Origin of the sequence: Aequoribacter sp., from assembly GCF_965659035.1 — a bacterium.
Taxonomy (GTDB): Bacteria; Pseudomonadota; Gammaproteobacteria; order Pseudomonadales; family Halieaceae; genus Aequoribacter.
Map to the genome: position 1 here is coordinate 13,834 of NZ_CBFHWH010000026.1, position 11,556 is coordinate 25,389.

The following is an 11,556-nucleotide window of genomic DNA, read 5'->3' on the forward strand; positions in this document are numbered from 1 at the left end:
TTGTGTAATCCCATGAATCAGTTGCATTTGTCTTTACTCGGCTTATCGGGGTTGTCAAAGCTGTATTGCCTAACTCCCGAGAGCTCGGCTATTGAAGTTCTTCGGCAAGTGCTTGGTGGAGACTTTATCGGCTGGTTGTCGGCCAAAGCGGATCAATTTGAGCATACTCGTTTAGATGACCTGTGCCCTAGCGAGGTTGACAGCCTGCGGCAGTCACTGCGGGAGTTTGCTGGTCAGGGTGCCCGAGAGTGCTTGGATTGGCTCGCTGGTGGGTATCGTTTCGATCCCGCTTGCCTGACGGAATGAGCCCGCGGTCGAAAAAATAAAAATTTTCACCTCAACAGTGCGTTGGTATGTTGAATGGACCCAATCACTGTGGCACAATCGCGGCCCTTGAGTGATTTGCTCGTTACAACACGAGCGTGTCAAACAGTATGCGGAAGTGGCGAAATTGGTAGACGCACTGGATTTAGGTTCCAGCGCCGCGAGGCGTGAGAGTTCGAGTCTCTCCTTCCGCACCATACAAAGTTCTAACATACGGCTATTGCTCTGACAGCCGCCGTTTCTAGAGGAAAAACAATGCAAGTATCACTCGAAACGACCTCAGGTCTTGAGCGTCGTTTGACTGTCGGTGTACCCGCGCAGCGTATCGAAGATGAAGTCAACAAGCGTTTACAGCAAGCGTCAAAGAATGTCCGTCTCGATGGTTTTCGCCCAGGCAAAGTGCCTTTCAAAGTCATTCGGCAACGCTTTGGTGAGGGTGTTCGTCGCGAGGTGATCGGCGAAGTGATGGGGCAGACGTATCAAGAAGCGATCATGCAAGAAAAGCTTCGTCCTGCGGGTCAGCCCTCGATTGAGCCAAAGCAGCTAGATGCCGGCAAAGACCTTGAATACGTTGCAATCTTCGAAGTATTTCCCGAAGTCGAAGCCCGTGATCTGAAAGAAACCACGGTTGAGCGGCACGTTGCCGAAGTGACAGACGAAGATGTGGACAACATCATCGAAATTTTCCGCAAGCAGCAAGGTAGCATGCAAGAAGTTGAGCGTGCGGCCGCTGAGGGCGACACGGTTATTATCGATTATCTCGGTAAAAAAGACGGCGAGCCTTTCGACGGTGGTGCCGCAAACGACAGTTCTTTAGAGTTGGGCTCGGGCCGCATGATTCCTGGCTTTGAGGATGGTATCGTTGGGCTGAAAGCCGGCGACGAAAAAACCCTAGAGCTTAGTTTCCCGGAGGACTACCACAACGACGATTTGAAAGGCGCGGCGGTCACGTTTGATATCACGGTTAAAGCCGTTAAAGAGCAGGTCTTGGCGCCGATGGATGAAGCGCTGTTCGAGCAGTACGGCGTAACGGAAGGTGGCGAAGAAAAATTCCGAGAGGAAATCGCGGGCAACATGAAGCGCGAGTTGAAAAACGCCGTTACAGCGTCGGTGAAGAAGCAGGTTATGGATGCGGTTCTCGCGACTTATGAAGACGTGGCTGTGCCCAAAGCATTGGTCGATCAAGAGATCACAGCCATGCGTCAACAAATGTTTCAACAATTCGGTGGCGCGCCAGCGCAGGGCATGGATTTAGAGTCCTTGCTACCTGCCGAGATGTTTGTCGAGCGTGCGGAGCCTCGCGTAAAGTTAGGTTTGGTTTTGGCAACCCTGGTTTCTGAGTACAACATCAAGCCTGACGCAGATCGCGTGCGTGAGACGATTGAGGAAATTGCCTCAACCTATGAAGATCCTGCCGAAGTGGTAAATTACTACTATAGTAACCAGGAACAGCTTAACGCGATTGAAAACCGCGTCTTGGAAGACCAAGTGGTCGAGAAGCTTCAAGAACAGCTGAAGGTTGAAGACAAAGCGTGCAGTTACCAAGAGGCCATTAGCGCAGGTCAGGCAGCAAACGCAAACTAATCCTTGAACTAGACGGAGAGTAGTTTATGCAAACGGTAGAGAACCTAGGTTTAATTCCGATGGTGGTGGAGCAAACCTCTCGAGGTGAGCGCTCTTACGACATCTACTCGCGTCTACTGAAAGAACGCGTCATTTTCGTGGTGGGCCAGGTGGAAGATCATATGGCTAACTTGATTGTGGCGCAGCTTCTGTTCTTAGAGTCAGAAAATCCCGATAAAGATATTCATCTGTACATCAATAGCCCCGGCGGCTCGGTGACTGCAGGGTTGGCGATATACGATACTATGAAGTTCATCAAGCCTGATGTCACCACGACATGTATGGGGCAGGCGGCTTCGATGGGTGCGTTCTTGTTATCGGCCGGTGCGAAAGGTAAGCGTTATTGTTTGCCTAACGCGCGAACAATGATTCATCAGCCCAGCGGCGGCGCACAGGGCCAGGCCACAGACATCGATATTCAAGCTAAAGAGATATTGATTATTCGTGAGCGCCTCAATCGTTTGATGGCGGAACATACGGGTCAGCCTATCGACGTGATCGAGCGTGATACCGAGCGTGATCGCTTCATGAACGCCGAGCAGAGCAAAGAGTATGGCCTAGTTGACGAGGTCGTCACCTCTCGCACTTGATCGCTATCTGACACCGAATACGTGTCAGATAGACTTGCAAAACCGACGAAAACCCATCATCGTACATTGAACTACTTGTACACACGCTAGGATAAAGAATGGCGGACAATAAAATGCCCCCAAAAGACGATAACGCAAAGCTTCTGTATTGCTCCTTCTGCGGCAAGAGCCAGCACGAAGTGAGGAAACTCATAGCGGGGCCTTCGGTATTCATTTGCGATGAATGCGTGGACTTGTGTAACGACATTATCCGCGAAGAAATTCAAGAAGCTGCCAGCGCGGAATCCAGCGATAAACTGCCGGTGCCCAAAGAGATTAACGCAATTCTTGACGAATATGTGATTGGCCAACAGCGCGCGAAGAAGGTGCTATCGGTAGCGGTCTATAATCATTACAAACGGTTGCGCCACGGACAGTCGAGCTCCGATTCGGTGGAATTGGGCAAGAGCAACATCCTGTTGGTAGGGCCGACCGGCAGCGGTAAGACCTTGCTTGCCGAGACCCTAGCGCGATTATTAGATGTGCCCTTTACTATCGCAGACGCGACGACTTTGACTGAAGCGGGGTACGTGGGCGAAGACGTTGAAAACATCATCCAGAAGCTGCTTCAGAAATGTGACTACGACGTCGAAAAGGCGCAAGTCGGTATCGTCTATATTGATGAGATCGATAAAATTAGCCGCAAATCTGACAATCCGTCGATTACTCGCGATGTGTCTGGCGAGGGCGTGCAACAGGCCCTGCTAAAGCTTATCGAGGGCACCGTTGCATCAGTGCCTCCCCAGGGTGGACGCAAACACCCGCAGCAGGAGTTCCTGCAGGTAGACACCTCCAACATCTTGTTCATATGCGGTGGCGCGTTTGCCGGTTTGGACAAAGTCATCACCAATCGTTCGGCAAAAGGCGGTATCGGGTTTAATGCCGAGGTGAAGGGTAAAGAGCAAAAGAAAGAGTTTGGCGAGATTCTTTTCGACTTAGAGCCCGAAGATTTGGTGCATTACGGATTAATCCCCGAGTTTGTGGGTCGTCTTCCCGTGATCGCTACCTTGGAAGAGCTGGATATTGAGGCTTTAGTTCAGATCTTGACCGAGCCGAAGAACGCCCTGACTAAACAATACAAACGTTTGTTCGAGATGGAAGGGGTAGAGGTCGACTTCCGTGAAGACGGCCTGCAGGCAATCGCGAAGAAAGCGATGGAGCGAAAAACTGGCGCCCGCGGACTGCGGTCGATCTTAGAAGCCGTTTTGCTGGATTCGATGTACAGCATTCCCTCGCGCGACGATGTCGTGAAGGTAGTGGTCGATGAGTCGGTGATTAACGGCGACTCTGAGCCTTTGCTGGTCTACCAAAACAATGAACCCGCGCCCAAGGTGAGCTCGGCCGAGGATTAATCGTACCTCGCTCTTGCATTTTGGCGTAAGGTCCCCAAGTAATGGGGTATAACAACACCCTCGGAGCGATGCGATGTCTGTGTCTGACACTTTAACCCTGCCTTTGTTACCGCTGCGCGATGTCGTGGTTTATCCGCACATGGTCTTGCCGTTGTTCGTGGGCCGTGAGCGGTCCATTCAAGCGCTTGAGCATGCTATGAACAACGGCAAGCAAGTGCTGTTGGTCGCTCAGCGTGACTCGAACAAAGACGATCCCTCGCAAGAAGACCTGTTTTCTGTCGGAACTGTCGCGACAATTTTGCAGTTGCTAAAGCTGCCTGATGGGACGATTAAAGTGCTGGTCGAGGGTGATTTTCGTGCCGCGCTGTCGGATGTGGCTGACACTGAAGGTTACACCATAGCGACTTGTCGAGAGATCGCGAGCGAGGAGCCTGAGGATACAGAGGCGCAAGGGTTAAATAAATCGACCTCGGAGTTGTTCGAAAAATACGTTAACACCAGCAAAAAAGTGCCATCCGAAGTGTTGTCATCGCTGGTCGGTATCGAGGAGCCTGGGCGTTTAATCGATACCATTGCCGCACATCTCGTAGTCCCTATCGAGGAAAAGCAGGCGTTGCTGGAGTTGGCCTCTGTAACTCAGCGTGCCGCCCATCTGATGGGCCTTATGGACGCGGAGCTCGATCTGTTTCAGGTGGAAAAACGCATTCGTGGTCGCGTAAAAAAGCAGATGGAAAAGTCTCAGCGCGAGTACTATTTGAACGAGCAAATGAAGGCTATTCAAAAAGAGTTGGGGGATTTAGATGATGCGCCCAACGAGATGGAAGAAATTCAGAAAAAAATCAAAGATGCTCGCATGCCAGAAGAGGCTCAAGCCAAGGTTGATGCCGAGCTTTCTAAGCTCAAAATGATGTCTCCGATGTCGGCCGAAGCCTCGGTTGTTCGAGGGTACATCGACTGGATGGTCAGTGTGCCATGGTCGAAGCGGAGCAAAGTCAAGCACGATCTCAAGCGCGCCCAAGCCGTACTGGACTCCGATCATTATGGACTCGAGGAAGTCAAAGACCGAATCTTGGAATATTTGGCAGTGCAAAAGCGAGTGCGCAAGGTCAAAGGACCTGTGCTGTGTTTGGTTGGACCGCCAGGGGTAGGTAAGACGTCCTTGGGTGAATCGGTTGCGCGCGCCACGAATCGAAAGTTCGTACGTATGGCGTTAGGTGGCGTTCGAGACGAGGCGGAAATTCGTGGGCATCGCCGCACGTATATTGGGTCAATGCCCGGTAAGCTGCTGCAAAAAATGGCGAAGGCTGGGGTTAAGAACCCGCTGTTTCTGCTCGATGAAATCGATAAAATGGGAATGGATCATCGAGGCGATCCAGCGTCAGCGATGCTCGAGGTGTTGGATCCAGAGCAAAATCACGCCTTTAATGACCACTATCTGGAAGTGGACTACGACTTGTCAGACGTCATGTTTGTGTGCACTTCTAACAGCATGAACATTCCCGGGCCTTTGCTTGACCGCATGGAAGTCATTCGCATTCCCGGATACACCGAGGATGAGAAGCTGAACATTGCGCAGCGCTATTTGATTCCGAAACAGTTAAAGGTGAACGGTCTCAAAGTGGGTGAGGTCGAGATGTCAGAGGGTGCCGTGTTGGGTATGATCCGGTACTACACCCGCGAAGCGGGCGTTCGAGCGCTTGAACGTGAAATTGCCAAACTAGCACGCAAGATTGTTAAGTCACATGCTCTAGGCCTCCATAAAGGCGCGCAACACGTAACGGAGGAAGACCTCGAGACCTTGCTGGGCGTTCGCAAGTACAACTACGGCGTCGCCGATGAAGAGAATAAAATTGGTCAGGTTACGGGGCTGGCCTGGACCTCGGTGGGTGGTGAACTACTTACCATTGAAGCAATGGCAGTGCCCGGTAAGGGCAGACATGTGAAAACGGGGTCCCTGGGTGACGTGATGCAAGAGTCCATCGCCGCCGCCACAACGGTGGTGCGTAGCCGAGCACAAGGTTTAGGCATTCCCGCGACCTATTACGATAAGCACGATCTGCATATCCATGTGCCCGAGGGTGCTACCCCGAAGGACGGCCCAAGTGCCGGTATCGCAATGTGCACCGCTTTAGTGTCCGTTGCAACGAGCATCCCTGTTCGCGCCGATGTAGCAATGACGGGCGAAATCACCCTGCGCGGTGAAGTTCTGCCCATCGGTGGTCTCAAAGAGAAGCTGCTGGCGGCTCGGCGGGGAGGCATCAAGACCGTGATCATTCCTGCGGAAAATGAGAGAAATCTGCAAGAAGTACCTGATAATATTAAAGAAAGTTTAAATATCCACTGTGTGAAGTGGGTTGATGAAGTTCTTGACTTAGCATTGGAGCGCCGTCCAGAACCTCTGACTGATGAGGCCTTCTTAGACTCAGTTGCGCAGCAGGTGCAAGATGAAAAAGTGTCAAATGAGGAGAGAATTAAGCCTCATTAGCAGATCTTTGTTGACCCTGCTTAAGAAGCTGGTATAAAGTCGGGTTGTGTTTGACACAAGCAGGAAAGCCGCGTCTTTCCTGAGTTTTAAGAATTTAGCAAGTGTTATTTTGACCTTGGCAGTTTGCCAATTGACACGTCAAAAAGCGCAAGCTAGCGTGATTACGGCGACCTGTTTTGGGGCCGTTACTTTGAAGCAATCCATAAGGGGAACAGCGTGAATAAAAGTGAATTAATCGATGCCATCGCAGCATCAGCAGACATCTCTAAAGCATCAGCAGGTCGTGCGCTAGACGCGGTCGTTGATTCTATTACGGGTGCCTTGCAAAAAGGTGACTCAGTTTCTTTGGTCGGCTTTGGCACCTTCCAAGTTAAGCCTCGTGCAGCTCGTACAGGTCGTAACCCACAGACTGGTGCGGAAATTCAGATTGCAGCGGCCAACGTTCCTGGTTTTAAAGCGGGTAAAGCTTTAAAAGACGCTGTAAATAGCTAGTAACACCCCCTGCAAGCTTGGTATCCTACGCGCCTTCAGCGACGTGTGCGCTAAGCTTGTATGTGTTTAGACAAAAGCGCACTTACAAGTGCGCTTTTTTTTGCTAATCGGATCAAAAAGTCATGCTTCAAGATATTAGAAATAGTACGCAAGGCCCTGTTTTTAAAGTAATTGTGGGTTTGATCGTCCTATCCTTTGCGCTGTTTGGTGTGGAGTCCATCCTACTCGGTGGCAGTGATGACTCTGTTGCCCTTGTTAATGGCGATAAAATACGCGCGGTGGAAGTGCAACAGGCCGCGAACCGACAGAAACAGCAGATTGCATCAATGTTGGGAGAAAATTTTGATCCCAGTCTAATCGATGATGCGCAGCTGTCCGCTCGGGCATTGGAAGGGCTTGTCGGTAATAAACTTCAGCAGCAATGGGCTGAGTCGCTCGGTTTGACCGCATCAGATGTGCAACTGGGTGCTCAAGTCGCCGCAATACCTGCCTTTCAGATAGACGGTAAATTTTCTGCTGAGCTCTACAAGCAATCGCTGGCAGCAGCGGGATTTACGCCGTTAACGTTCCGCGAAGCTCTTCGAGTTGACGAAATAGTCAAACAGCTCAATGGTGGCTTGTTGGCGTCCGAGTTCGTGACAGCCGCCGAAGCCCAGGCTTTAGCGCGAGTCAATGGCGAGACACGGAGTGTGCGCTACGCCAAGGTTGCTGGGGATCGTTTTCAAAATACTGTCGAAATCACTCAAAGCCAGATTCAAGCATACTATGATTCGAATGCGACTCAGTTCGTTTCAGAAGAGGCAGTGGTGCTTGATTACATCATGTTGCGCGCCGATGATTTTGTGGAGCCTGTCGCTGAGGCAGATCTCAGGGCAGCCTATGAGCAGGAGATTTCGAGCTATGCGTATCAGAATGAGGCTCGCGTTTCACATATTCTGTTGATACAAGGGGATGACGAAACCGACGAGGCGTATGCGCAGCGGATACAATCGGCTCAAGCAGCTCTAACCGACGGCGAAGCGTTTAGCGTCGTGGCAGAGCGTTTATCCGATGATATTGGCTCAAGCAGTGACGGTGGCGATCTTGGGTACACCGCCGGAGACGTATTTCCAGCCGAAATGGAGGAAGCCATCGAAGGACTGGAGATCAATCAAGTATCGGGCCCTGTACTTACGGATGCAGGTACGCACTTGATTACTGTGACTGACCGTCGGTCGTCTGAACCTCCGAGTTTTGTGGAAATGCGTTCGGAACTGGAGGCGAATCTAAGCCAGGCAGATGCTCAGCGACGTTTGGTGTCACAAGTCGAAGCCTTGAAGGACTTAACCTACACTGCAACAGACTTACGAGAACCCGCGCAAACTCTTGGTTTAGAAGTTATCCGGTCGGCGCCAATAACACGCCGTGGCGGTAATGGTGTGCTGGGTGACGATCGCGTAATCACGGCGGCGTTCTCTGATCTCGTGATCGAGGAAGGCTGGAGCGAAGTGATTGAAGTATCCGAGAATGAATTTGTCGCTCTCAAGCTTGTCGAGCATCAGCCCTCTGCACCACAATCAGTAGACCAAGTGAGCGATCGAATTGTGAGTGTCCTCACTGCTCAGGCAGAGGAGGAAGCATTGCGCGCATTTGGAAATGAGCTGCTGGATCAGTTGGCGGACGGTCGCACCGTCGAGGAAGTAGCGCAAGAGCAAAACCTAGAGTGGCAGGTTGCGCTGCAGTCTCGACGCGGCAGTGCGGATATCCCACGTGAATGGCAAGCCAATATTTTTGCTGAGTCTTCCACTGGTTTGCCCAGACGAAACTTTGCGGTGGGCGACAACGGTGATGCACTTTTATACGAAGTTTTCGCCGTGCAGGCTGGGGACGAACAAGCCCTGCCTGAAAACCTATTTGCGGCGATGAAAAGTCGCCAATTGCGCGGACTGCAAACCGCTTTGCAGCGAGGTCTGTCAGAGACACTTCGTGACAATGCCGATATCGAAATTTATCAGTAAAGTGAGGATTTGGCTTTATGCCTTTTAAATTGTTAACCCTAAACGCTATTTCCGTTAAGGGCTTAGACCGCCTACCACGTGACAGTTACGAAATCGCTAGTGAATTTAGTTCACCAGACGCGATTTTGTTGCGCAGCCACAAATTGCAGCCAGCAGAGATCGCACAATCTGTCCTGGCTATCGGCCGTGCAGGGGCGGGCACCAACAATATTCCCATCGACTACTGCTCGTCGAAAGGTATTCCGGTATTCAACTCCCCGGGCGCTAATGCCAATGCGGTTAAAGAGCTAGTTGCGGCAGGTTTGCTGTTGGGTTCAAGAGGCATTGTAGAGGGGGTTCAGTGGGTCAATACCCTAACGGATCACAATGACAAAGCCGCACTGAACACTTTGCTCGAGGCACAGAAAAAACTGTTCAAAGGGTCAGAAATACAGGGCCGTACACTGGGTGTTGTTGGACTGGGCGCGATCGGATCCTTAGTTGCCGATATGGCCTTGCAGCTTGGTATGAACGTTGTTGGCTATGATCCAGCGCTGTCGGTTGAAGCTGCATGGCGTCTCAGCAGTCAGGTTCAGCGGGCTGAGAATCTGTCGAGCTTATTCGCACGCAGCGACTTTATTACCCTGCATTTGCCTGTGTTGGATTCTACTCGAGATTTGGTGAATGCCGAGCTGCTTGGCGCGGTCAAACCGGGTACCAAATTGCTTAATTTTGCACGACAAGAGATTGTGCACGAAGAGTCTTTGATTGCGGCTTTAGAGAGTGGCAATCTAGCAGCCTATATTGCAGATTTCCCGACCCCTGCACTAATTGGTCGAAAAGACGTTATTCTAATGCCTCACATCGGCGCATCTACCGATGAGGCAGAAGATAACTGTGCAATCATGGCCGCCGAGCAGCTTAAAGACTTCCTGGAAAACGGCAATATTAAAAACTCGGTCAACTTCCCATCGCTGAGCCTTGAGCGTACTGCGGGTTGCCGTATTTCGGTAACCAATAACAATGTGCCTAAAATTCTGGGTAGTGTGCTATCGGTCTTGGCCGATGCTGACATCAATGTCGCCGACATGCTCAACAAAAGCCGCGGCGACTTAGCATACAACTTGATTGACGTCGAAACCTGTCCTGATGAGGCGACTCTCGCTCGAATTCAGTCAATAGAAGGCGTGGTGAACGCCCGATTGATTGGGCCTCCACGCGCTTAGCAATGAGCGACTTTTATCAACGCATTGAAGGGCAGGTGGGCAGCGAGACCCTGCCGCCCCTCGATCGTTGGTCTCCAGACCTGTCGGGTGATATCGATATTCGCATCGACTCTCAAGGCAGGTGGTTCCACGATGGCAGGCCAATCGAGCGTGCCTCTTTGGTCGCACTGTTTGCGCGTATCCTGAGGCGCGAAGCCGATGGGCATTACTACTTACTCACACCTTACGAAAAGTGGCGCATTCAAGTTGAGGAGCATCCCCTCAGAATTATCGCGGTAGAGCAGGTTGCGGATAGGGGTTCGGAGTGTATTGTCGTCGTTGCGAATAACAGTGTCCGCTATGCCATATCTTCCAAGCATCCAATGTGCTTGTGTCCAAACGATGAAGGGGCTTTTGTGCAGCTAGATCACGGAATAACGGCCAAGCTGGACCGACCTGCATGGTATCAGTTGTGCGAATGGGTTCAGAGTGACGAACAGGGTTTGTATCTTGCCAGTGCGGGAGAAACGTTCCGCCTGAGTTAACAGGCGGAACTGGCATGCCTACATGTTGGGGTAGTTCGGCCCACCAAAGCCCTCAGGCGTTACCCAAGTGATATTCTGCGCGGGATCTTTGATATCGCACGTTTTGCAGTGAACACAGTTTTGAGAGTTGATCTGAAAGCGTTTGCCATCGGCCTCTTCGACAATTTCGTAAACGCCCGCGGGACAGTAGCGCTGTGCTGGCTCGTCGTACATCGGCAGGTTTTGCGCGATTGGAATAGTTGAGTCTTTTAGCCGCAAGTGGCAGGGTTGGTCTTCTTCATGGTTAGTGTTCGACAAGAAGACCGAACTTAAACGATCGAAGCTCAAGGTGTTGTCTGGCTTGGGATAGGTGATTTTCTTGCACTGTGCCGCTGGCTTGAGCGCTGCATGATCGGGCGTCGTGTCGTGGACCGTAAACGGGAGTTTGCCTCCGAAGATGGTTTGATCAATCCAAACAAACGCGGCTCCAATCAGGCTGCCAAACTTGTGCATGAACCCGCTAAAGTTGCGTGTCGTATACAGCTCTTCATGTAGCCACGAGTTTTTCATGGCAGTGTCGAAATCCACCAAGTCGCGCGCTGGCGACTCGGTTTGAAGTGCGGCTACGATGGTTTCGGCGGCTATCATGCCACTCTTCATCGCGGTGTGGTTGCCTTTGATCTTAACCGAGTTCAAGGTGCCAGCATCGCAGCCAATGATCAAGCCGCCTGGGAAGTGCATTTTTGGTAGGCTATTTAAGCCGCCTTTGGCAATTGCGCGTGCGCCGTAAGCAATTCGAGTGCCGCCCTGTAAGTATTTGGCCGTCTCTGGATGGTGCTTCCAGCGCTGAAACTCTTCGTATGGACTTACGTGCGGGTTGCTGTAGCTCAGGTCGGTAATCAAGCCGATGTACACTTGGTTGTTTTCCGCATGATACAAAAACGCA

General features: G+C 51.4%; 9 protein-coding genes, 1 tRNA gene and 1 pseudogene. 10 read left to right on the top strand and 1 reads right to left on the bottom strand.

Annotation, left to right across the window (positions count from 1 at the left end; translation table 11 throughout):
• From ACTF5Z_RS05995 to ACTF5Z_RS06040, 10 genes and pseudogenes are all read left to right on the top strand, one after another.
• Positions 1 to 306, top strand: a pseudogene (locus ACTF5Z_RS05995) (hypothetical protein); the annotation flags it as partial.
• 130 nt (positions 307 to 436) lie between these two features.
• Positions 437 to 521, top strand: a tRNA-Leu gene (locus tag ACTF5Z_RS06000).
• Positions 522 to 579: 58 nt separating this feature from the next.
• Positions 580 to 1,908 carry a trigger factor gene (gene tig / locus ACTF5Z_RS06005; RefSeq protein WP_438984883.1) on the top strand — a complete coding sequence of 443 codons (1,329 nt, stop codon included), beginning with the start codon at positions 580 to 582 and terminating at the stop codon, positions 1,906 to 1,908.
• Between the two features lie 26 nt (positions 1,909 to 1,934).
• Complete coding sequence (gene clpP, locus ACTF5Z_RS06010) at positions 1,935 to 2,537, top strand: ATP-dependent Clp endopeptidase proteolytic subunit ClpP (RefSeq protein ID WP_423848553.1); 603 nt, start codon at positions 1,935 to 1,937, stop codon at positions 2,535 to 2,537.
• 98 nt (positions 2,538 to 2,635) lie between these two features.
• Positions 2,636 to 3,928, top strand: a complete 1,293-nt coding sequence (gene clpX, locus ACTF5Z_RS06015; RefSeq protein ID WP_438984884.1) for an ATP-dependent Clp protease ATP-binding subunit ClpX — start codon at positions 2,636 to 2,638, stop codon at positions 3,926 to 3,928.
• Positions 3,929 to 4,001: 73 nt separating this feature from the next.
• Positions 4,002 to 6,413 carry an endopeptidase La gene (gene lon / locus ACTF5Z_RS06020; RefSeq protein WP_438984885.1) on the top strand — a complete coding sequence of 804 codons (2,412 nt, stop codon included), beginning with the start codon at positions 4,002 to 4,004 and terminating at the stop codon, positions 6,411 to 6,413.
• Positions 6,414 to 6,611: 198 nt separating this feature from the next.
• Complete coding sequence (locus tag ACTF5Z_RS06025) at positions 6,612 to 6,905, top strand: HU family DNA-binding protein (protein ID WP_423848569.1); 294 nt, start codon at positions 6,612 to 6,614, stop codon at positions 6,903 to 6,905.
• A 122-nt stretch (positions 6,906 to 7,027) separates the two neighbouring features.
• Complete coding sequence (locus tag ACTF5Z_RS06030; RefSeq protein WP_438984886.1) at positions 7,028 to 8,902, top strand: SurA N-terminal domain-containing protein; 1,875 nt, start codon at positions 7,028 to 7,030, stop codon at positions 8,900 to 8,902.
• 17 nt (positions 8,903 to 8,919) lie between these two features.
• Entirely contained in the window at positions 8,920 to 10,107 is a 1,188-nt protein-coding gene (locus ACTF5Z_RS06035; protein WP_438984887.1) for a phosphoglycerate dehydrogenase, read from the top strand.
• 2 nt (positions 10,108 to 10,109) lie between these two features.
• Positions 10,110 to 10,631 (top strand): DUF1285 domain-containing protein, encoded by a 522-nt coding sequence (locus ACTF5Z_RS06040; RefSeq protein ID WP_438984888.1) that lies wholly within the window; start codon positions 10,110 to 10,112, stop codon positions 10,629 to 10,631.
• Between the two features lie 18 nt (positions 10,632 to 10,649).
• Here the strand turns inward: ACTF5Z_RS06040 and ACTF5Z_RS06045 are convergent.
• On the bottom strand, positions 10,650 to 11,556 hold a 907-nt coding region (locus tag ACTF5Z_RS06045), incomplete at its 5' end, for an electron transfer flavoprotein-ubiquinone oxidoreductase (protein WP_438984889.1).